General features: G+C 73.7%; 18 protein-coding genes, 1 pseudogene and 1 riboswitch. Of the genes and pseudogenes, 18 read left to right on the top strand and 1 reads right to left on the bottom strand.

Going from position 1 to position 20,801, the window contains the following annotated elements:
* Positions 1 to 262: 262 nt before the first annotated feature.
* The 16 genes and pseudogenes from I8D64_RS17090 to I8D64_RS01330 all read left to right on the top strand — a co-directional run.
* A pseudogene (locus I8D64_RS17090) lies at positions 263 to 364 on the top strand (hypothetical protein); the annotation flags it as partial.
* Positions 365 to 1,015: 651 nt separating this feature from the next.
* On the top strand, positions 1,016 to 2,122 hold the full coding sequence (locus I8D64_RS17085; protein ID WP_228358424.1) for a tRNA (adenine-N1)-methyltransferase: 1,107 nt from the start codon (positions 1,016 to 1,018) through the stop codon (positions 2,120 to 2,122).
* A 2-nt stretch (positions 2,123 to 2,124) separates the two neighbouring features.
* The gene (arc, locus tag I8D64_RS01395) at positions 2,125 to 3,717 is read left to right on the top strand and encodes a proteasome ATPase (RefSeq protein WP_200500721.1); all 1,593 of its coding nucleotides are present in this window, start codon (positions 2,125 to 2,127) and stop codon (positions 3,715 to 3,717) included.
* Complete coding sequence (dop, locus tag I8D64_RS01390) at positions 3,710 to 5,458, top strand: depupylase/deamidase Dop (protein WP_200500720.1); 1,749 nt, start codon at positions 3,710 to 3,712, stop codon at positions 5,456 to 5,458. The genes arc and dop overlap by 8 nt, the downstream gene beginning before the upstream one ends.
* Positions 5,455 to 5,643, top strand: coding sequence for a ubiquitin-like protein Pup (locus tag I8D64_RS01385; protein WP_200500719.1), 189 nt, complete (start codon positions 5,455 to 5,457; stop codon positions 5,641 to 5,643). The genes dop and I8D64_RS01385 overlap by 4 nt, the downstream gene beginning before the upstream one ends.
* A gap of 4 nt (positions 5,644 to 5,647) precedes the next feature.
* Positions 5,648 to 7,033 (top strand): Pup--protein ligase, encoded by a 1,386-nt coding sequence (pafA, locus tag I8D64_RS01380; RefSeq protein ID WP_200500718.1) that lies wholly within the window; start codon positions 5,648 to 5,650, stop codon positions 7,031 to 7,033.
* 126 nt (positions 7,034 to 7,159) lie between these two features.
* The gene (locus I8D64_RS01375) at positions 7,160 to 8,122 is read left to right on the top strand and encodes an FKBP-type peptidyl-prolyl cis-trans isomerase (protein ID WP_200500717.1); all 963 of its coding nucleotides are present in this window, start codon (positions 7,160 to 7,162) and stop codon (positions 8,120 to 8,122) included.
* Positions 8,123 to 8,204: 82 nt separating this feature from the next.
* Positions 8,205 to 8,585, top strand: a complete 381-nt coding sequence (locus tag I8D64_RS01370; protein WP_200500716.1) for an FKBP-type peptidyl-prolyl cis-trans isomerase — start codon at positions 8,205 to 8,207, stop codon at positions 8,583 to 8,585.
* A gap of 7 nt (positions 8,586 to 8,592) precedes the next feature.
* Positions 8,593 to 10,743: a primosomal protein N' family DNA-binding protein gene (locus I8D64_RS01365; protein WP_343068385.1), complete on the top strand. Its 2,151-nt coding sequence runs from the start codon at positions 8,593 to 8,595 to the stop codon at positions 10,741 to 10,743.
* Between the two features lie 25 nt (positions 10,744 to 10,768).
* Entirely contained in the window at positions 10,769 to 11,773 is a 1,005-nt protein-coding gene (gene fmt, locus I8D64_RS01360; RefSeq protein ID WP_200500715.1) for a methionyl-tRNA formyltransferase, read from the top strand.
* A complete protein-coding gene (locus tag I8D64_RS01355) occupies positions 11,770 to 13,404 on the top strand; it encodes an RsmB/NOP family class I SAM-dependent RNA methyltransferase (protein WP_200500714.1) in 1,635 nt (544 codons plus the stop codon). The genes fmt and I8D64_RS01355 overlap by 4 nt, the downstream gene beginning before the upstream one ends.
* 57 nt (positions 13,405 to 13,461) lie before the next feature.
* Complete coding sequence (gene rpe, locus I8D64_RS01350) at positions 13,462 to 14,139, top strand: ribulose-phosphate 3-epimerase (RefSeq protein ID WP_343068384.1); 678 nt, start codon at positions 13,462 to 13,464, stop codon at positions 14,137 to 14,139.
* A gap of 121 nt (positions 14,140 to 14,260) precedes the next feature.
* Positions 14,261 to 14,389: riboswitch (FMN riboswitch) on the top strand.
* A 90-nt stretch (positions 14,390 to 14,479) separates the two neighbouring features.
* Positions 14,480 to 15,187, top strand: coding sequence for a nicotinamide riboside transporter PnuC (gene pnuC, locus I8D64_RS01345; RefSeq protein WP_200500713.1), 708 nt, complete (start codon positions 14,480 to 14,482; stop codon positions 15,185 to 15,187).
* 80 nt (positions 15,188 to 15,267) lie between these two features.
* Positions 15,268 to 15,531, top strand: a complete 264-nt coding sequence (locus I8D64_RS01340) for a phosphoribosyl-ATP diphosphatase (protein ID WP_152352942.1) — start codon at positions 15,268 to 15,270, stop codon at positions 15,529 to 15,531.
* Between the two features lie 71 nt (positions 15,532 to 15,602).
* Positions 15,603 to 16,460, top strand: a complete 858-nt coding sequence (gene hisG / locus I8D64_RS01335; protein WP_200500712.1) for an ATP phosphoribosyltransferase — start codon at positions 15,603 to 15,605, stop codon at positions 16,458 to 16,460.
* Between the two features lie 4 nt (positions 16,461 to 16,464).
* The gene (locus tag I8D64_RS01330) at positions 16,465 to 16,923 is read left to right on the top strand and encodes a PH domain-containing protein (protein WP_200500711.1); all 459 of its coding nucleotides are present in this window, start codon (positions 16,465 to 16,467) and stop codon (positions 16,921 to 16,923) included.
* A gap of 49 nt (positions 16,924 to 16,972) precedes the next feature.
* Here I8D64_RS01330 and I8D64_RS01325 read toward each other — a convergent pair whose 3' ends face one another.
* On the bottom strand, positions 16,973 to 18,154 hold the full coding sequence (locus I8D64_RS01325) for a DUF3866 family protein (protein WP_200500710.1): 1,182 nt from the start codon (positions 18,152 to 18,154) through the stop codon (positions 16,973 to 16,975).
* A gap of 37 nt (positions 18,155 to 18,191) precedes the next feature.
* Between I8D64_RS01325 and I8D64_RS01320 the strand changes: the two genes are divergently transcribed.
* Positions 18,192 to 20,252 (top strand): WYL domain-containing transcriptional regulator, encoded by a 2,061-nt coding sequence (locus I8D64_RS01320; protein WP_343068383.1) that lies wholly within the window; start codon positions 18,192 to 18,194, stop codon positions 20,250 to 20,252.
* Between the two features lie 134 nt (positions 20,253 to 20,386).
* Positions 20,387 to 20,743 carry a Sec-independent protein translocase subunit TatA gene (gene tatA / locus I8D64_RS01315; protein WP_200500709.1) on the top strand — a complete coding sequence of 119 codons (357 nt, stop codon included), beginning with the start codon at positions 20,387 to 20,389 and terminating at the stop codon, positions 20,741 to 20,743.
* The last annotated feature ends 58 nt before the right edge of the window (positions 20,744 to 20,801 follow it).

The following is a 20,801-nucleotide window of genomic DNA, read 5'->3' as shown; positions in this document are numbered from 1 at the left end:
CGCCGTGGGCGACCCCCTCGGGGTCGCGGGGCCCCTCCCCGTGCGGGGCCAGGCGAGGGGGGCGCGCCCCGCCGGCGCCCACGTCGACCACATCGCGCTCACCCTGTGGGGAGGGCACACCACCTACCGGGCCCGACGGGTGGGCGCTCTGCCCTCGGTGCTCATCTCCCTCGCCGGTCCCGCCGTGAACCTCGTCATCGCGGTCGCGGCGGCGCTGGCCGAGCACGCGGCCCCCGGTGCCGGCAGCTCCCACCTGCTCACGATGATCTCGAGCCTGAACTGGGCGCTCGCGGTGTTCAACGTGCTGCCCGGGCTGCCGATGGACGGCGGCCGGGCGCTCGAGTCCCTGCTCGGCGCGCTCCTGCGCAGCCCCCGCACGGCCACCCGCATCACCGCCTGGATCGGGCGGGTCATCGCGATCGTGGTCGTCGCGGGACCGCTGCTCGCAGCGCTCCGGTTCCCCGGCAGCACGAGCGTGATCCTCGTGCTGTGGGGCGTGATGATCGGGATGATGCTCTGGCGCGGAGCCGGCGACGCCCTGCGCGAGGCGGGCCTGCGCGAGCGCGTGCTCGCCCTGCGCGCCGGGGACCTCATGGTCCGCATCCCCCTCGTGCGGGCCGACGCGCCGCTGACCACGCTGCCCTCCGGAACCGAGGACGCTCCCGGAGCCCAGCGCGCTCCGGGAGCCGCGGACACCGCACGGCCCGAAGACCGCGGAGTCCCGCGCCTGCTCGTGCTGGACCCGTCGCACGGCGTCGGCGTCCTCGACGAGGAAGCCCTCCTCCGTGCCCGGGACGCAGCGCCCCGCCGTCCCTGTGGGGGCGGTGACCACCTGGCTCGGCGCCCCCGGACGCCTCGCCGAGGACCTCGCGGGGGAGGATCTCGTGGAGGCGGTGCAGACCCAGCGCCGGGCCGTGCACCTGGTGACGGAGGAGGGCGGGGAGATCGTCGGCGTCGTCACCACGGCGATGATCGATCGCGCCCTCCAGCAGGGCTGACGCCTAGACTGGTGTGCATGACCTCAGCCGCCGATGAGACCCCCCTGCACGGGGCCCCGCAGGAGACTGCGCAGAGCTCCCCGCAGCCGCAGTCCCCGCAGCCCGCCCCCCGGGCGGAGCGCCCAGGACTGGACCGCACGGGGCCCTTCGTCCTCGGCGACAAGGTGCAGCTCGCCGATGCGAAGAACCGTCTGCACACGATCACCCTGCGCGAGGGCGGCGAGTTCCACACCCATCGCGGGGTGCTGCGCCACGCCGATCTGATCGGCGCCGAGGACGGCGTGGTCGTCGAGGACTCCCAGGGCAATCCGTTCCAGGCCCTGCGTCCGCTGTACTCCGACTACATGCTCTCGATGCCGCGCGGCGCCGCGATCATCTACCCCAAGGACTCCGCCCAGATCCTCATGTGGGGAGACATCTTCCCCGGTGCCCGCGTGCTCGAGGCCGGTGTCGGATCGGGCGGGCTCACCACGGCGCTGCTGCGCGCGATCGGCGAGCACGGGAGCCTGCGCTCGATCGAGCGCCGCGAGGAGTTCGCACAGGTCGCCCGCGAGAACGTCGAGACCTTCTTCGGCGGCGCGCCCTCGACCTGGGACCTGCAGATCGGGGACTTCCAGGACGTCGCCGCGCAGATGGCCCGCGAGGGGGAGAGCGCGGACCGCGTGGTCCTGGACATGCTCGCGCCCTGGGAGTGCGTGGACGCCGCCGCCGAGGTGCTCGTCTCCGGCGGCGTGTACCTCGCGTACGTCGCGACCGTCACCCAGCTCTCGCGCACCGCCGAGGCGCTGCGCGACCACGGCGAGTTCACCGAGCCCTCCGCGTGGGAGAGCTTCGTGCGGCCGTGGCACCTCGAGGGCCTCGCCGTGCGCCCCGAGCACCGCATGAACGCCCACACGGGCTTCCTGCTCACGGCCCGCCGCACGGCGCACGGCACCCAGGCCCTGCGGCGCACGCGTCGGCCCGCGCCGGGCTCGCAGGACGAGGCCGAGCTGAACCATCCGGACAACGAGGGCTTCGGCGGCTCCACCACCGAGTGGAGCGGCGAGGACCTGGGGGAGCGCGGCATCGCACCCCGCAAGATCAAGCGAGCCCTGCGGGACATCCGCCAGGGCAGGGACCGGTGAGGATGAAGACCTACCAGGAGATGACCGAGGAGCTCGAGCGCTTCGCGGCCCAGAACGATCGTCTGGTGACGAGCCTGCGCTCCGCGCGCGCCCAGATCGTCGACCTCAAGAGCGACCTGGAGCGCGTGGGCGATCCGCCGAACTCGTACGCGACCTTCCTGCGCCGTGCCGAGGGCACCACCGTGGACGTCCTCCACAACGGCCGCCGCCTGCGCGTGGCGACCAGCGCGGACATCGACCTCGTGGCGCTCCGTCCCGGCGCCGAGCTGCGGCTGAACGAAGGCCTCGCGGTGGTCGAGGTGGTCGACGCCCAGGAGACCGGCAGCGTGATCGTCGTCGAGGAGGCTCTCGCCGACGGCCGCGTGCTCGTGCAGGTCGGACCCGACGACCTGCGTGCCTTCCGGCGCTCGGGCGCCGTCGCGGAGACCACCCTGGACGCGGGCGACCACGTGCTCGCGGACCTGCGCGCCCAGCTCGTCCTCGAGCGCATCGACCGCGCGGAGATCACCGACCTCGTCCTCGAGCAGGTGCCTGACACCTCCTTCTCGCGCATCGGCGGCCTCGGCGAGCAGATCGAGGCGATCCGCGACGCCGTCGAGCTGCCCTTCCTCCAGCAGGACCTCTACCGCGAGTACGGTCTGCGCCCGCCCAAGGGCGTGCTGCTGTACGGCCCTCCCGGCTGCGGCAAGACGATGATCGCCAAGGCCGTCGCCCACGAGCTCGCCGTGCGCTCGGCCGAGGCCCGCGGGGTGAGCGTCCAGGAGGCGCTTCAGCGCTCCTTCTTCCTCAACGTCAAGGGCCCCGAGCTGCTGAACAAGTACGTGGGGGAGACCGAGCGCTCGATCCGCCTGGTCTTCGAGCGCGCTCGCGAGCACGCCGAGTCCGGTCATCCCGTGGTCGTGTTCTTCGACGAGATGGAGTCCCTGTTCCGCACCCGCGGCACGGGGCTCTCGAGCGACGTCGAGACCACGATCGTCCCCCAGCTGCTCGCCGAGATCGACGGCGTCGAGTCCCTCGAGAACGTCATCGTCATCGGCGCCTCGAACCGCGAGGACATGATCGACCCGGCGATCCTCCGCCCGGGCCGCCTGGACGTGAAGATCCGCATCCGCCGTCCCGACGCGGACGCGGCCCGCGAGATCCTCGGCCTGTACCTCGACGCGGGCGTGCCGCTGCGCGAGGACCGCGACGCGCTGCTGGACCTCACGGTCTCCGAGATCTACGCCGAGGGTGAGCACACCGCCTTCGTGCGCCTGGAGTACTCCGACGGCAGCGCCGAGACCCTCCACTTCCGGGACTTCGTCTCCGGGGCGACCCTGCGCAACATCGTGGACCGCGCGAAGAAGTACGCCGTCAAGGACTACCTGGAGACGGGCGTGCCCGGGATCGGCACCGCGCATCTCAGCTCCGCCGTCGCCCAGGAGTTCGCGGAGAACGAGGACCTGCCCTCCGGTGCGCACCCCGATGACTGGGCCCGCATCTCCGGTCGCCGCGGCCGCCGCGTGGAGCACGTGGTGCCGTTGCGCGCGGGCGGGGCACCGGCCGCGCAGGACGGGGCCGACGCGCCGACGGGAGAGGAGCCCCGCGATGCATGAGGCCACCGACCCCAGCGGAGCCGCCCGCCCCCTCGTCACCGAGCGCGTGATGGGCATCGAGACCGAGTTCGGCATCCTGCACGCGGACCTGGGCGAGCGCAGCGGCGAGGCCTCGAGCTCGATCGCGCTCAGCCATCTCGTGGTCGGCGCGTACGCCCTCCTGCACCCCGACCAGGGCGCACGGGGCCGGCGCGTGCGCTGGGACTACGGCGACGAGTCGCCCCTGCAGGATGCGCGCGGCTTCGAGATTCGCCGCGCCGCCGCGCATCCCAGCCAGCTCACCGACCAGGTCCACGACGCGCACCTGCCCAGCATCGACCTCGACATGCCGCTGCCCGCGCCCGAGGTCGCGCCCGAGGGATCGGACGCGGATGTCCTCGCCTGGGCGGGGCGCCGCTCGATCGGCAACAGCGTGCTCGTCAACGCCGCCCGCCTCTACGTCGACCACGCCCACCCCGAGTACTCGTCGCCCGAGGTGACCACGGCGCGCGAGGCCGTGGTCTGGGACCGCGCCGGGGAGATCGTCGCCCAGCGCGCCATGGACGTGCTGCGCGCCGCCGAGGGCGTCCCGGACGTCGCCCTGTACAAGAACAACACCGACGGCAAGGGCGCCTCCTACGGCACCCACGAGAACTTCCTGCTGGAGCGGGCCGTGCCCTTCGACCGCGTGGTCGAGGCGCTGCTGCCGTTCTTCGCCACCCGTCAGATCCTCGTCGGCGCCGGACGCGTGGGACTGGGCACCCGCGGCGGCGAGCCCGGCTTCCAGATCTCCTCGCGCGCCGACTTCTTCGAGGAGGAGGTCGGCCTCGAGACCACGCTGGACCGCCCGATCGTCAACACGCGCGACGAGCCCCATGCGGACGCCTCGCGGCATCGCCGGCTGCACGTGATCATCGGCGACGCGAACATGCTCGAGGTCTCCACCTTCCTGAAGATGGGCATGACGAGCCTCGTGCTCGCGGCCCTCGAGGCCGAGCACGCGAGCGGCGAGAGGATCCTGCCCGAGATCGCGCTCGCGGACCCGGTGCAGGCGCTGCGCTCGATCAGCCACGACCCCTCCCTGCGCACCACGGTGATGACGGCCGAGGGCGACGAGGTCACGGCGCTGCAGATCCAGCGCGCGTACCTCGAGGCGATCTCGGAGCGGGCCGACCGCGCCGACCGCGAGACCGCCGAGGTCCTGGACCTATGGCGCGACCTCCTGGACGCCCTGGAGACAGACCCCGCGCGCGCCGCGGACCGCATCGAGTGGGTGGCCAAGCACCAGCTGCTCGAGAGCTACCGCGCCCGCGGGGGGCTCGCCTGGGACGACGCGCGCCTGCGCGCGATCGACCTCCAGTTCACCGATCTGCGCCCGGAGCGCGGCCTCTTCGCGAAGCTGCGCGCGGCCGGCCGCGTGCGCACCCTCGTCGGCGAGCAGGAGGTGCTGGACGCCGTCCTCGCCCCGCCCGCCTCCACGCGCGCCCATCTGCGCGGCGGCCTCGTGCGCCACCACCAGGCGCAGGTGCCGTCGGCGGGATGGGACGTGATCACGCTCGCGGGCGAGGCGTCCGGCTCCGGCGCCTCGACGACCTCGCGCGTGCGGCTCGCCGATCCCCGCGCCGGATCCCGGGCCTGGTGCGAGGCGCGCGATCTCGATCCCGCCGCGCCGCTGCCCGAGGTGCTCGAGGCCCTCGCGCGCGCGGCCGACGCACCGTCGGACCCGACCCCAGCACCCACCCCCACGGAGGAGACGAGATGACACAGCAGAGCCTCAGCGGTTCCGGCCCGTCGGACGACGAGCAGAACGACGACGAGACCCTGGCCGGCGGCCAGGTCTTCGCCTCCGCGCAGGGCGCGGACGACCTCCTGGACGAGATCGACTCCGTTCTCGAGTCGAACTCCGAGGAGTTCGTGCGCTCCTTCGTCCAGAAGGGCGGTCAGTGAGCTGATGGAGCGCCGCATCGGGGGACTGGAGACCGAGTTCGGGCTCGTGTGCGTGCGGTCCGACGGCACGCGCGCCCTCGAGCCCGAGGCGGCCGCGCGCGAGCTGTTCCGGCCCGTCGTCGCCCAGGGCCGCTCCTCGAACGTGTTCCTGCGCAATGCTGCCCGGCTGTACCTCGACGTCGGCTCGCACCCCGAGTACGCGACGGCCGAGTGCGACGACTGGTGGGAGCTCGTCGCGCAGGACAAGGCGGGGGAGCGGATCCTCGCCGACCTCATGGCGCGCGCGAACGCGGCCCTCGCCGAGCGCGGAGAGGACGCCCGCATCCACCTGTTCAAGAACAACGTGGACCACGAGGGCAACTCCTTCGGCAGCCACGAGAACTACCTCGTGGACCGTCGCGGCGAGTTCACCCGCCTGCCCCGGATCCTGCTGCCCTTCCTCGCCACCCGCCAGATCGTCACCGGTGCGGGCGGCGTGGTCACCGAGGAGGACGGCGGCTCCCGCTTCGTCTTCTCCCGGCGCAGCGACCACATGTGGGAGGCCGTGTCCTCGGCGACCACGCGCACCCGGCCGCTGATCAACACGCGCGACGAGCCCCACGGGGACCCCTCGCGCTTCCGCCGCCTGCACGTGATCGTGGGCGATTCGACCATGTCCGAGGTCTCGACGTGGCTGCGCTTCGCGACCACCGATCTCGTGCTGCGCCTCATCGAGTCCGGCCGCGCGGTCGACGTCCCCGAGCTCGAGGACACGATCTCCGCGATCCGCGTCGTCGCCCGCGACCTCCCCGGCACCGAGCCGCTGCCGCTCGCGAGCGGTCGCACCTCGAGCGCCCTGCAGATCCAGCAGCGCTATCTCGACCTCGTCGCGCCTCTCGCCCGCGAGGACGAGCACGACGTCCTGGAGACCTGGCAGCGCGCCCTGGACGCGGTCCTCACCGGCGACCGGTCCTGGGCCTCGCGCACGCTGGACTGGGCGATCAAGGAGAGACTGTTCACCCAGGTCGCCGCCCGCCACGGTCTGGACCTGGGGGATCCGCGCATCGAGCGCCTCGACCTCGCCTACCACGACATCGACCCGGAGAAGGGCCTCGCGAGCTCGCTGCGCCGGCGAGGACAGGCGCCCGCCGTGCTGTCCGAGACCGCGATCGGATCCGCGTGCGCGACGGCGCCCACGACGACCCGCGCCCACCTGCGCGGCCGCTTCGTCACCGCGTCCGAGGAGGCGCACGTGGACCACGTCGCCGACTGGACGACGATGCGGCTCGTGCGCCAGGGCGCCATGCCCGTGAGCATCATGGACCCCTTCCAGACGGAGTCGGAGCAGGTGGACTCGCTCATCGCCCAGGTGCGGGCGCTCGGCTCCGCGGACGGGGCACCTCCCGCCTGAGCCCTTCCGTGGGCGCCTCCCGCCGGGCCCGTCGGCCCGGTCGCCTTCCAGCCCGGCCCCACCTCGACCCCGTACTCTGAGGGCATCGGCCGCCGCCGCGGCCTCCCCGACACGAAAGGCCCCCTGGTGATCTCTCGCCGCTCCCTGCTCAGCTCCGCCCTCGCGGCGTCCGCCGCGATCGGCCTCGCCGCCTGCTCCGACGACCAGGACGGCTCGGGCTCCTCGGACGGCGGCGGCGCGTCCGACAGCGCGACCCCCGCGCTCGACGGAGTCACCATCAGCAAGGACCTGAAGAAGGCGCCGGAGGTCGAGTTCAAGGCGCCGCTGAGCATCGATCAGCCGGATGCCCGCACGGTCGTCGCCGGCAAGGGCGCGCAGATCGCCGAGGGCGACACGGTCATCTGGCGCCCCCTCTACGTGGACGCGAGCAGCGGCAAGACCAAGCAGTCCTGGTGGGAGGGCGGCCCCGCCGGCAGCGTCACTGTCACCACCGACCAGATCGGCGAGAAGGCCGCGGACTTCCTGGTCACGGCGACCGTGGGCTCGCGCGTCGCCCTCGCCGGCTGGCAGCAGGACGCGAGCGGCTCGATGATCTCGCTGATCCAGGTGGCCGACATCGACCGCGTCGTCTCCCCGCTGCGCGCGAAGGGCAAGGTCCAGAAGACCTCGGGCGACCTGCCCGCCGTCAAGCTCGGCAAGGACGGCGCCCCGTCGCTCGAGGGCAAGCCCGAGGGCGATCCGCCGTCGAAGACCACCCGCGAGGTGCTCATCGAGGGCGAGGGGGACAAGACGCAGAAGGGCGACCACCTGGTGATGCAGTACACCGGGTGGACCTGGGACGACGGCAAGCAGTTCGACTCCTCGTGGGAGCGGAAGGTGCCGTTCGGCTTCACCCAGGGCCAGGGCGACGTCATCACCGGCTGGGACGAGCACCTCACCGGACTGCCCATCGGCAGCCAGGCGATGCTCGTGATCCCGCCCAAGGACGCCTACGGCACCGACGAGAAGTCCGGCGGCGAGCTCGCCGGCAAGACACTCGTGTTCGTCATCGACATCCTCGACGCGGCGCCCACGCAGAAGAACTCCTGAGCGCACGCTCCGCATCGCGCCGCTCTCCCGACACCGACGAGCACATCCCCACCCCGCCGTTCCCACCGACCAGGAGGACACCATGGACCGCAGCAAGCCCGAGATCGAGTTCCCCGGCACCGAGGCGCCCACCGAGCTGGTGATCGTCGACGAGATCGAGGGCGAGGGCCCCGAGGCCAAGGCCGGCGACGTCGTCGACGTGCACTACGTGGGCGTCTCCCACGGAACCGGCGACGAGTTCGACGCCTCCTGGAACCGCGGCGAGCCGCTGCGCTTCCAGCTCGGGGTGGGCCAGGTCATCAGCGGCTGGGACCAGGGCGTGCAGGGGATGCGCGTGGGCGGCCGTCGCCGCCTCGAGATCCCCGCCTCGCTCGCCTACGGCGACCGCGGCGCGCCGCCCGTGATCGCGCCCGGGGAGTCGCTGATCTTCGTGTGCGACCTGGTGGCCGTCCACTCGCGCTGACGCCCTCGTGACCCGTGACGCCCAGGAGGGCCTGTTCGAGGCGCCCGCACCCGCCCCCGGACCCGCCCCGGCCTCGTCGTCGCGCCCGCGCACCACGGCAGGGTTCGAGGTCGCCGCGCACGATCCCGTCGCCTCGGTCCGGCTGATCGGCGTCCTGCCCCATCTGGACCGTCCCTTCGACTACGCGGTGCCGGCGACCCTGGACGCGGCGGGCCCGGGCATGCGCGTGAAGGTCCGCTTCTCGGCACGCGAGCACGACGGCATCGTGCTCGCACGCAGCGCGCGGGCGAGCACGGACCGCCCCCTCGCGCCCCTGGCCCGCCTCGTCTCCGAGGACGTGGTGATCTCCCCGGACATGCTGCGCGTGTGCGGGGAGGTCGCCGAGCGGTGCGCCGGGAGCGTCGGGGACGTGCTGCGTCTGGCGATCCCCCCGCGCCACGCCCGCGCCGAGAAGGCCGACCGCGCGGCCGAGGAGAAGGAGCGCACGGAGCAGCCCGAGCCTGCAGAGGAGCCCGAGTCGGCGGGGGAGTCCGCGCCTGCGGGGGAGTCCGAGGCCGGCGACGGATCCGCCGCGGAGGACGAGGCGTCGGCCGCTCCCGCCGATGGCCTGCTCACCGCCTACGCGGGACTCCCCGCACTGCTCTCCCGCGCCGGCGCCCCGCAGGGCCCCGTGCCGCGCGCCGCCGTCGTCCTGGAGCCCGCGCACTCCTGGGACGAGCTGACGGCCCAGGCGATCGGGGCGCTCCCGGACGGGGCCGGAGCGCTCGCCATCGCGCCCGATCAGCGCGATGTGCAGCGTCTGCATCGCTGCCTCGAGGCGCATGGGATCCCCCATGAGGTGCTCACGAGCGCCGACGGGCCCGAGAAGCGCTACCGCGCCTTCCGCCGGATCCTGCGCGGCGCCTCGCGGGTGGTGATCGGGAACCGCTCGGCCGCCTTCGCCCCCGTCGCGGACCTCGCCCTGGCGATCTGCCTCGATCCGGCCGACGACCTGCTCGTCGAGCCGCGTGCGCCGTACCCGCACCTGCGCACGATCCTGCAGTCCCGATCCGCCCAGGAGCACTGCGCCCTGCTCCTGGTCAGCCGCTCCCTGGACCCGCAGACCCTGTTCCTGGCGGAGAGCGGCTACCTGCACCTGCTGCCGCCCGTGCCCGCGCCGCTCACCGCAGTGCGCCCGCACATCGAGGCCATGGACGAGTACCTGCGCGAGAGGGAGGGCCCCAGCGGCCGCTCCCGCATGCCCCAGCAGGCCATGCGGGTGCTGCGCGAGGGGATGGCTCGCGGTCCCGTGCTCGTGCAGGTGCCCCGCTCCGGCTACGTCCCCGCGGTCGCCTGCACGTTCTGCGGCACCCGCTGCCGCTGCCCCCAGTGCTCCGCGCCGCTCGTGCTGCGCGGGCGCGCCGGCGGCCTCCAGTGCACCGTGTGCGGTCGACGCGAGGACGCCTACCGCTGCCCGGAGTGCTCGCGCACGCAGGTGAAGGCCCTCGTCGTCGGCTCGGCCCGCACCGCCGAGGAGCTGCGGAGCGCCTTCCCCGACGCTCCCTTCCGCGTCGCCGGCGGGGCCCAGGGCCCGGTCCCCGACGACGACGTGCCCGACGGGGCGATCGTCGTCGCGACCCCCGGCGCCGAGCCCGCACCGAGCGGGGGATTCGCGGCCGCCCTCCTGCTCGACGCCGACGCGATGCTCGCCCGCGCCGCCTACGACGCCGACGTCGAGGCCGTGCGCCGCTGGTCCAACGCGATCGCCCTCGTGCGACCCCAGGCGGAGGGAGGACGCGTGCTGATCGTCGGCACCGCGACCCTGCCCGCGATCCGCGATCTCGTCGCCCACCGCTCGCGCGTCTTCCTCGACCGGGTCATGGAGGACCGCCGCGCCCTGGACCTCCCGCCGATCTCGAAGGTCGCCGAGGTCGTCGGCGACCGGCCCGCCGTGCGCTCCTTCCTGGGCCAGGCCACACTGCCCGACGCCACGGACGTCTTCGGACCCGTCGACGTCCCCGAGGAGGACGACCGCATCCGCTCGCGCGCGGTGCTGCGCCTCCCGGTCGAGCGCTCGCGCGAGCTCGCCGACGCCCTCCGCGCCGGCATCGCTGCCCGCAGCGCGCACAAGGACCCCGGCTCCCTGCGCGTGCGCCTCGATCCGCCCGACGTGTTCTGAGCCCCCGCCCGTAGAATGGCTGATCATGCGCATCCTCTTCGCCGGCACCCCTGAGGTCGCCGTCCCCTCGCTCCGCGCGCTCCTCGACTCACCCCACGAGGTCGTCGCCGTGCTCACGCGCCCCGACGCCCGCTCGGGACGCGGCCGGACCCTGCGGCCGAGCCCCGTCCGCGTCCTCGCCGAGGAGGAGGGCGTCCCCGTCCTCACCCCGGACTCGCTGCGCGGGGAGGACGTCCTCTCGCAGCTGCGCGCCCTGGACGTCGAGGCGGCGGCCGTCGTCGCCTACGGGAACCTGGTCCCGGCTGCCGCGCTCGCGATCCCTCCGCACGGCTGGGTGAACCTGCACTTCTCGCTCCTCCCCGCCTGGCGCGGAGCGGCCCCCGCCCAGCGCGCGGTGCTCGCCGGGCAGGAGAGCACCGGCATGACCACCTTCCTGCTCGAGAAGGGCATGGACACCGGCCCCGTGCTCGCGACCCGGGACGTCGCCATCGACCCCTTCGAGACCGCTGGATCCCTCCTGGACCGGATGGCGGTCGACGGCGCTCCGCTCCTGGTGGAGACCCTCGACGCCCTCGCCGACGGCACCGCCCGCCCGGTCCCGCAGGACGACGAGGGCGCGACCCGGGCGGCGAAGCTCACGCCCGCCGAGGCGGAGCTCGACCTCGGCCTGCCCGCTCCCGAGGTCTCCGCCCGCATCCGCGGGATGAGCCCGCACCCCGGCGCGTGGACCACCTGGGAGGGGCAGCGGATGAAGGTGCTGGGCGTCGAGCCCGTGCGCTCCGAGGCCCCGCCCCTGGCCCCCGGCCGCCTGCACGCCACGCGCACGCAGCTGCTGATCGGCACCGGCAGCGAACCCCTCGCCCTCGACCGGATCGCGCCCGCCGGCCGGCGCCCTATGCGCGCGGCCGACTGGGCCCGCGGCGCGGGCCTCACCGAGGACTCTTCCTTCGGCGCCGCCGACCGCTGCGTCGACGATCCCGCCGACAGCCCCGCAGACCGTCCCGCCGACGAGCAGGAGACCACACGATGAACGCGCACCAGGACCAGGGACGGGGCCGGCCCGACCATCGCGACCGGCGTGACCACGGCGATCGCAGGGATGACCGGCGCGAGGGTCGACACGGCGCCGGCCGCGACGCCAAGGGCCGCGAGCGCTCCGGGTCCCGCGGTCGGGGAGGCCCGCGCCGCGGGTGGTCCCAGGAGCGCCCGTCCGAGCGCCGTCGCAGCACCACGAGCTCGCGCACCGTCGCCTACGACGCCCTGCGCGCCGTCCACGAGGACGACGCCTACGCGAACCTCACCCTCCCGCACCAGCTGCGCCGCGCCCGCCTGCACGGCCGCGACGCCGCGTTCACGACCGAGCTGTTCTACGGCACCCTGCGCGCCCAGGGCCGCCTGGACGCGATCCTCGCGCTGTGCATCGACCGTCCCCTCGACGACGTCGAGGAGGCGGTGCGCGATGTGCTGCGGCTCGGCGCGTACCAGCTGCTGGACATGGGCGTCGCCCCGCACGCCGCGACCTCCGAGACCGTGGCCCTCGCCCGCTCCCGGGTGGGCGCTGGCGCCGCGAGCTTCGTCAACGCCGTGCTGCGCCGGGTGGGGGAGAAGGACCTGCCGACCTGGGTCGCCGAGGCCGCCCCTGACCGTGAGCAGGACGAGATCGGGCACCTGGCCGTCGCCCATTCGCATCCCGCATGGATGGTGCGCGCCCTCTCCGACGCCCTGGCCGCCCACGGTCGCGACCGCTCGGAGATCGACGACCTGCTCGCCGCGCAGAACGCCGCCCCCTCGGTCTCCCTGGTCATGCGCCCGGGCCTCACCGACCCCGAGGAGCTCGCCGCCGCGGGCGCCGAGCCCGGCCGCCTCAGCGTCTTCGCCGCCTCCTGGCCGGGCGGCGACCCGGGCGGGGCCGAGCCGGTCGCCGAAGGGCGCGCCGCCGTGCAGGACGAGGGCTCCCAGCTGATGGCCCTCGCCCTCGGACTCGGCGCCGACGACCTCGTGGAGGGGCCCGACCACCACTGGCTCGATCTCTGCTCGGGACCTGGCGGCAAGACCGCCCTGCTCGCGGGGCTCGCCCTCGAGCGCGACGCCGACCTCCTCGCCATCGAGCTGCAGCCCCACCGCGTCGACCTCGTGCGCCGCGCGATCGCGACGCTCGTCGAGGCCGGCGCCGAGACCGAGGTCCGCGAGGGCGACGGCACGAGGATCGGCGCCGAGATGCCCGGTCGCTTCTCGCGCGTGCTGGCCGACGTGCCGTGCACCGGCATGGGAGCGCTCCGCCGTCGGCCGGAGTCCCGCTGGCGCCGCAGTCCCGGGGACGTCGGCGCGATGGGCCGGACGCAGCGGGACCTGCTGTCCAGCGCCCTGGACGCGGCCGGGCCCGGGGGAGTGATCGCCTACGTGACCTGCTCCCCGCACGTCGCCGAGACCCTGCTCGTGGTCAAGGACGTGCTGCGCCGCCGCGACGACGTCGAGCAGCTCGACGCCCGCCCCGCCGTCCGCGCGGGGCTGTTGCCCGAGGCGCTCGAGGGGACGGAGCTCGGCGAGGGCCCGAGCGTGCAGCTGTGGCCGCACGTGCACGGCACCGACGCGATGTTCCTCGCCCTCCTGCGCCGCCTGCCCGAGACCTCTGAGTCGGCCCAGAGCCCTGAGCCCGCCTGACCCCTGAGCCCGCCTGACCCCTGAGCCCGCCGTCACCCCCGAGGAGAGGACGCACCCGTGACCTACTCGACCGATTCCGCCTTCATCCACCCCAGCATCCTCAACGCCGACTTCATGCGCATCGGCGAGGAGCTCGACCGCATCGCGAGCGCCGACAGCGTGCACGTCGACATCATGGACGGCCACTTCGTCCCCAACATCACCTTCGGCGTGGACATGGTCTCCCAGATCGTCCGCCACGGCCCGATCCCGGTGGACGCCCACCTCATGATCGAGGACGCCGACCGTGAAGCCCCCGCCTACGCCGAGGCCGGAGCCGATTCGGTGACCTTCCACCTCGAGGCCGCGAGCGCCCCCATCCGCCTGGCCCGCGAGCTGCGGGCGAAGAACGCCCGCGCCGGGGTCGCCCTGCGCCCGGCCACGCCCGTCGAGCCGCTGCTGGACATCATCGGCGAGTTCGACATGCTCCTGCTGATGACCGTCGAGCCCGGCTTCGGCGGCCAGAGCTTCCTGGAGACCATGCTCGCGAAGATCCGCCGTGCCAGGAAGGCGATCAGCGACGCGCACCTGGAGGTCTCGATCCAGGTCGACGGGGGAGTGAACCGCGAGACGATCGAGCGCTGCGCGGAGGCAGGGGCCAACGTCTTCGTCGCCGGCTCCGCCATCTACCGCGCCCAGGACGCGGCCGCCGAGATCGACGCGCTGCGCACGCTGGCGAGCGGCCACACCCACTGAGCTCCGCACGCCGCTGCGCACCCGGAGATCCGACGCCGACGCATGAACGCGGATGTCCTCCGGGCCACACCGGAACCCGTCGTGACCTGCGAACGGGCTAGAGTCTCCTCGTCACCACGGTGACGTGCTCCGGGGTCGGTGGAAATCCGAGCCGGCGGTCATAGTCCGCGACCCGTCCTGCCCGCGCAGGACGGTGGAGCCGGTGGAACTCCGGCACCGACAGTCACAGCCTGGATGAGAGGCGCACGTCCTGCATGCCGCGGCCCGGCGCATCCGGGTGCGCGCCCGCCTGCCGGACTCCGCCCCCCGCGCTCGTCGCCCCGAGCGGAAGGCAGTGGTCATGGGAGTCATCGAGTGGCTCTTCAACGCGAAGATCGAATTCGCCGGAGGGCAGTTCCTGCTCTGGCGCGAGGTCGTGGGCAACGTGTTCGGCCTCCTCAGCGCCCTCGGCGGTATGCGCCGCAAGGTCTGGGCGTGGCCCATCGGCATCATCGGCAACCTGCTGCTGCTCACCGTGTTCCTCGGCACCGTGTTCGGCACCCCGAACCCCGTCGACCTCCTGGGCCAGGCCGGCAGACAGGTGATGTTCATCGTCACCAGCATCTACGGCTGGTGGCGCTGGCACTCCGCGCGCACCGGCGGGGGCACCGCCGTCGAGCCCTGCTGGGCCGGATGGGGCACCCGCGCCCTGCTCGTCGTGGTCCTCGTCGGCGGCACCGCCGCCCTCACCCCGCTGTTCCGCGCGCTCGGGTCCTACGAGCCCGTCTGGGCCGACGCCTGGATCTTCATGGGCAGTCTCCTGGCGACCTTCGGCATGGCCAAGGGCTGGGTCGAGTTCTGGCTGATCTGGGTCGCGGTCGACGTCGTGGGCGTGCCCCTGCTGTTCTCCGCCGGCTACTACGCGAGCGGGCTCATGTACGTCTTCTACGGACTGTTCACGCTCACCGGGTTCTTCGTCTGGTGGCGCGTGCGGACCCGGGAGGACCGCGCCGTGACCGTCGAGACCGCGCACCTGGATCCGACCGTCGGCCGACGTCCCCGTCCGTGACCGCGCACCCGAGGCCGCACCCCGCCGCCCCCGCTGAGATGGCGCGCCCTGGCACCGCCATCGACCGATACCCTGGTGCCGTGAAGGATTTCGAGTCGCTGCACGCCGAGCTGACCCAGAAGGCCGCCGATCGCCCCGAGGGGTCCGGCACGGTCGCCGAGCTGGACGCCGGCGTGCATGCCATCGGCAAGAAGATCGTCGAGGAGGCCGCCGAGGTCTGGATGGCCTGCGAGCACGAGTCGCACGAGGCCGCCGCCGAGGAGATCTCCCAGCTCCTCTACCACCTCCAGGTGATGATGATCGCCAAGGACATCACGCTCGAGGACGTCTACCGACATCTGTGAGGGTCTGCCCCCGCAGATCCGTCCCGCAGACCGTCCCGTCCTCCCGCCGCCCCTCCGCCGAAGGGAATCCCGTGCTCCGCATCGCCGTGCCCAACAAGGGCGCCCTGTCCGAACCCGCCGCCGCCCTGCTCTCCGAGGCGGGCTACCGCCGTCGCGGCACCGCCAAGGAGCTCGTCCTGGTCGACGAGCCCAACAACGTCGAGCTATTCTTCCTGCGCCCCCGCGACATCGCGGTGTACGTCGGATCGGGGACGGTGGACGTCGGCATCACCGGGCAGGACATGCTCGCCGACTCCCGCACCGCGGCCGAGGTCATCCTGCCCCTGGGCTTCGCGCACTCCACCTTCCGCTTCGCCGCGCAGGCGGGCGAGGAGCGCGACCTCGGGGGACTCGCGGGCGCTCGCATCGCGACCTCGTACGAGAACCTCGTCGAGGACCACCTCGCCGAGCACGGCGTGGAGGCCACGGTCGTCCACCTCGACGGCGCCGTGGAGAGCTCGATCCGCCTGGGCGTCGCCGACGTCATCGCGGACGTTGTCGAGACCGGCACCACCCTGCGCCAGGCCGGGCTCTCCGTCTTCGGCGACCCCATCATGACCAGCCAGGCCGTGCTCTTCTCCCGGCCCGAGCTCACCCTGGACGACGACGCCGCGCACACCCTCGAGGTGCTCGTGCGCCGGGTCCGCGGCGTCCTCGTCGCGCGGGAGTACGTGCTCATCGACTACGACATCCCCACCGAGAAGCTCGAGGGCGCGGTCGCGGTCACCCCGGGCTTCGAGGCGCCCACGGTGTCCGAGCTGCACCGCAGCGGATGGTCCGCCGTGCGCTCGATGGTCGCGGTCTCCGAGACCAACCAGGTCATGGACGCGCTGTACGAGGCGGGCGCTCGCGCGATCCTCGTCACCGCGATCCAGGCCTGCCGGATGTGAGCGCATGAGCATCAGCGCGCCCGACGGGCCCGGCGGCACGGTGGTCCTGCGGCCGCGGGTGACGCGCGTCGTCGCCTACGTGATCGGCTCCGTGGTGATGCTCGCCGCGATCGCCCTCTCCCTGCTCACCCACTTCGGCTTCGCGGACACCGTGGGCTTCCTCGCCTTCGGCCTGGCCGTGCTGTGGTTCTGCCACCGGGAGGGCTCCGTGCGCGCGACCGCGCACGCCGATCGCCTCGTGGTCCGGAACCTCATGGCCACCCGCGAGCTCGAGTGGGCGGAGATCATCGGCGTGGTCTTCCCTCCCGGGGACCCCTGGGCGAAGCTCGATCTGGCAGACGGCGACACCCTCTCGGTGATGGCCGTGCAGCGCACCGACGGCGAGAGGGGCATGACGGCGGCGCGCCGTCTGGCCGGCATGATCGCCGAGCGCTCGGGGGCCGAGGGCTCCGCGAACGCCTGACCCTCCCGGGGCGCCCGACCGCGCGCTCCGGCGCCGCGGCGGCCTCCGCTCAGCGGCCCGCGGACGACGCGAGCCGGGCCGCGTGGCGGCCGGCGGCGGCCGCGAAGAGGAAGGGCCACGGGTCCTCCTCCATCCCGCGTCCCATCGTCCGGAGGCCGACGGGGGAGACGCCGAGCGCCTCGCGCAGGCCCGCTCGCGGGACGTCGACGATACGGTGCCCCACCCCTCGCGTGAGAGCGGGCTCGGTCACACCGCTTTCCAGCTGTTGACTCACGTACTGCGTGAAAGCACTGTTCTCGCGATCGGGTTCAGGGTCGGCTTCCGCGGCGAGCACGGGGACGTCGGCCGCGGCCAGCGCGGCCCGTCCCAGCAGGGTGAGGCTGTGGTGGGAGACTCCGTGGTGGCGGGAGCGGGCGTCGGCCCCGGAGACCCGGAGCGCGGCGACGGGCCGACCCCCCAGCACCGAGGCGGCATGGAGCCCTTCGGCGGCCTGGATCCCGGAGAAGCCCCAGGCGGTGCCGGTCCCGAGGTTCCCCGGCCCCTGCGCGAGCACCACCACGTCGGCCTCGCAGACGGCCTTCGCTCCGAGCAGGGCGGTGTGCACGGTCACGGCCTCGAGGTCTCCGCCGAAGGCCTGGCCGGCGCTGATGCAGGCGACGAGGTCCCCGGTCTCGCGCAGGCGTGCGACCGTGCGCGAATAGGCTGCGGGGAGCGCCGCGCCGTCGCTCATCACGTAGACGATCCGGGCCTCCGGCGCCTCCGCGCGCACACCGGCGACGACCGCGGGCAGGGCGGAGTGGAGGTCCGCGAGCACCACGGGCATGCCGCCCAGGTCGTCCGTGCCCTCGAGGGCCGCGCGGTGCGGGGAGCCGGGATCGTCGAGCGCATCGACGAGGGTCTGCATCGGGGTGTAGCGGGCCTTGACCATGTGGCCCGTCGGCTGCTGCGCCTGCGGGAGCTCGCCGGCGCGGGCGACCACGAGGGCCTGCCCGCCGGTGCCGAGCCCGCGCCGCAGTGCGTTGGCGTTCAGCAGCACGTCCTCGCCCTCGGCGATCTCTCCCACGAGCTCGGGATAGGACAGCGCCCGCACGGTGCTCGGCCCGTCCGTCGACGTCCCTCCCTCGCGTCCCTCCGGTCCCTCCGGCCCATCGGTCCGGGCGACCCGGAGCATCTGGACGCCCCGCCAGGGCGCGCTCACTTCGAGGACACGCCCTCGCTCCCACTGCAGCATGCGGCCAGCGTAGCGAGTGTGCGGATACGGTGGTGCGGTGGCTGCGCGAGGTGTGGAACGACTGCTCAACGTCATCATGACCATCGGGTCACGGTCGCGGATCGACCGTGCCCAGCTGTTCGACGTCATCCCCGACTACGCGAACGCCGAGAGCGCGGACGCGGCGGAGAAGATGTTCGAGCGCGACAAGGCCGCGATCCTCGAGCTCGGGCTGCCCCTGGTCTCGGAGCGGGACCCGTGGGACGAGTCCCGCGTGCTCTACCGGATCGCCGGCGGCGAGGGCGGCTCCCTGGACGTGACGCCGGAGGAGTACACGGTGCTCCTGGCCGCGAGCCGCGCCTGGGACGACGCCGCCGCCGGGGGAGCGGCGCGCCGCGTGCGTGCGAAGCTGCTGAGCCTGGGCATCGAGGCCGATCCCGACCTGCTGCGCCGCACGCCCCGCGGAGCGCTCGAGTCGCTGCCCGTGCTCACGCCGCTGCTCGAGGCCGTCACCCAGCGCCGACGGGTCGTCTTCTCCTACCGCACGGCCGACGGGCGCCTGGCCGAGCGCACGGTGGAGCCGTGGGTCGTCGCCGTCCACGAGGGCCGCTGGTACCTGTGGGGCCACGACACGGACCGCGACGCCCCGCGCCTGTTCCGCGCCTCCCGCATCGAGACCTATCCCCGGGTGAAGGGCCGGGCGAGCGCAGAGCGGCCCGCCCACACCTCGATCGAGGAGGCCCTGCACCGCTCCGACTCCGCGAGCGAGCAGTCCGCGTCCCGCCTGGCGGTCGAGCCCTTCAAGGCCCTCGCGCTGCGCGACCGCCTCGGCGCACCGCTCGACGCGCCCGAGCTCGTGCTGCCCGAGGCCGCCCGCACCCAGGTGCGGCGCCTCGTCCTCGCCGAGTCCCGCTGGATCGCACTGAGGGAGCCCGCGCCGTGGCGCCGCGAGCTCGCAGGGATCTTCACGCAGATCGCCCGCAGCCACGAGGGAGCGCCCGATCTGGACGCCCTGGAGCGCGCGAAGGTGCGCACCGGACCGCGCATCCGCGTGAGCGCGAGCGGCACCGACCACCTCTCGCGGCTCATCGGGGAGGCCTCCTACGTGCTCAGCCGCGGCGAGGTCGAGCTCGAGCAGGTCGCCGAGGAGTTCGCCGTCTCGACCGAGCAGATCATCGAGGACCTCCAGGTGCTGTTCGTGTGCGGGGACCTCGGCACCGGCTGGGAGGACCTCATCGAGGCCGAATGGGACTCCGGAGTCGTCCGCGTGCGCAATGCCGACGCCCTGCGCCGGCCGCTGCAGCTGAGCGTCCCCGAGACCACCGCCCTGCTCGCGGGCCTGGCGACCCTCGATCCCGCCGCCGGTTCGGAGGCGGCGCTCGTCGAGTCCGCCCGCCGCAAGCTCTCGGCCCACCTGGGGGAGGGCGACGGGACCACGGACGACGCCCCTGTCGGACCCGACGCCTCCGGCGTGCCCGCCGCCCCCGGCCCGCCGCAGGATCCCTCCGCCCCCGGGGCCGACCGTCGCACCGCGGTGCTCGATGCCGTGCAGGACGCGATCGGCGTGCAGGAGTCCCTGGTCATCCGCTACTCGCCTCCCGCCGCGCCCGGCACGACCGTGCGCCGCATCCATCCCCTCGAGCTGCTCACCGTCGGCTCCCGCACCTACGTGCGCGCTCACTGCGAGCTCGCGGGACAGGAGCGCCGATTCCGCCTCGATCGGATCGTGGAGATCCTCGACGAGGAGGACGCGCCCCTCTCCGCGCCCCGGACCGCGAGCACGGCCCAGGACCCGGCCTCGTCGGACTCGTCGGCCTCGTCGGTCTCTCCCTCCCATCCCACCCCCGGTGCCGGCCGGGTCGACGGAGGCGTCTGGCTGCGCGTGGAGGCCGGCGGCCTCTGGATCGCGGAGGCCTTCGAGGCCGACGAGATCCGGGACCTCGACGGGGGCAGCGTCTACGCCCGGCTCGGTCACCCCGTGCGGGCGGCCCTCGTGGACGCGGTCATCGAGGCGGCCGGCGCCGCCGAGGTGCTCTCGCCGCGCGAGGTGAGAGATGAGATCGTGACCATTTCCTGGGGCGGTGCTGAGCGTCACGCCGACGGGCAGTCGGTAGGCTGATCCCTCGAGCGTGCGCAGCACCCCCGGCGGCGTCGCCGCGGACTGCGCGTCCCCGCTCCACGGACTCCATACAGTCCCGCTGTGGGACGATACTGAGGCCGCCTCCCGCCGCGGCCCCGACGAAAGGAAAGACCATGGGTGCGATCAAGCCCTGGCACATCATCATCCTCGTCCTGGTGGTGCTGCTTCTGTTCGGTGCGGGCAAGCTCCCGAGCCTGGCCCGCAACGTGGGCAAGTCGATGCGCATCTTCAAGAGCGAGGTCGACGAGCTGCGCGGGGACGAGTCCGACGAGGAGCAGGACGAGGAGCCCCGCGACCGCCGCGACCGCTCGAGCCGCGATCGTCGGGACGAGCGGGATGCTCGCGACACCCGCGACGGGCGGGACGAGCGCTCCGGCCGCGATGACCGTGCCTACGATCCGCGCGACGAGCGCGATCGCGACACCGTGCGCGCGCAGGACCGGCCCGAGGACGATTACCGTCGCGACTGAGCTCCTGCTCTCCTCGCTGTCTCCCGCGGCTCCCGTCCCCAGTGCGCGAGCCCGCATG

The sequence above is a fragment of the Brachybacterium halotolerans genome (assembly GCF_016623465.1).
GTDB classification, from domain to species: Bacteria; Actinomycetota; Actinomycetes; order Actinomycetales; family Dermabacteraceae; genus Brachybacterium; species Brachybacterium halotolerans.
The sequence above is the reverse complement of the archived record's forward strand: the minus strand, read 5'-3'. Positions and strand labels throughout refer to the sequence as shown.

Excerpts from the sequence above, each read along its gene's own strand:
- dop (WP_200500720.1), top strand. The coding sequence starts at position 3,710 with ATGCATGAGGCCACCGACCCCAGCGGAGCCGCCCGCCCCCTCGTCACC.
- I8D64_RS01325 (WP_200500710.1), bottom strand. The coding sequence starts at position 18,154 with ATGCTGCAGTGGGAGCGAGGGCGTGTCCTCGAAGTGAGCGCGCCCTGG.
- I8D64_RS01385 (WP_200500719.1), top strand. The coding sequence starts at position 5,455 with ATGACACAGCAGAGCCTCAGCGGTTCCGGCCCGTCGGACGACGAGCAG.
- I8D64_RS01355 (WP_200500714.1), top strand. The coding sequence starts at position 11,770 with ATGAACGCGCACCAGGACCAGGGACGGGGCCGGCCCGACCATCGCGAC.
- tatA (WP_200500709.1), top strand. The coding sequence starts at position 20,387 with ATGGGTGCGATCAAGCCCTGGCACATCATCATCCTCGTCCTGGTGGTG.
- pnuC (WP_200500713.1), top strand. The coding sequence starts at position 14,480 with ATGGGAGTCATCGAGTGGCTCTTCAACGCGAAGATCGAATTCGCCGGA.
- I8D64_RS17085 (WP_228358424.1), top strand. The coding sequence starts at position 1,016 with ATGACCTCAGCCGCCGATGAGACCCCCCTGCACGGGGCCCCGCAGGAG.
- fmt (WP_200500715.1), top strand. The coding sequence starts at position 10,769 with ATGCGCATCCTCTTCGCCGGCACCCCTGAGGTCGCCGTCCCCTCGCTC.
- arc (WP_200500721.1), top strand. The coding sequence starts at position 2,125 with ATGAAGACCTACCAGGAGATGACCGAGGAGCTCGAGCGCTTCGCGGCC.
- pafA (WP_200500718.1), top strand. The coding sequence starts at position 5,648 with ATGGAGCGCCGCATCGGGGGACTGGAGACCGAGTTCGGGCTCGTGTGC.
- I8D64_RS01330 (WP_200500711.1), top strand. The coding sequence starts at position 16,465 with ATGAGCATCAGCGCGCCCGACGGGCCCGGCGGCACGGTGGTCCTGCGG.
- I8D64_RS01370 (WP_200500716.1), top strand. The coding sequence starts at position 8,205 with ATGGACCGCAGCAAGCCCGAGATCGAGTTCCCCGGCACCGAGGCGCCC.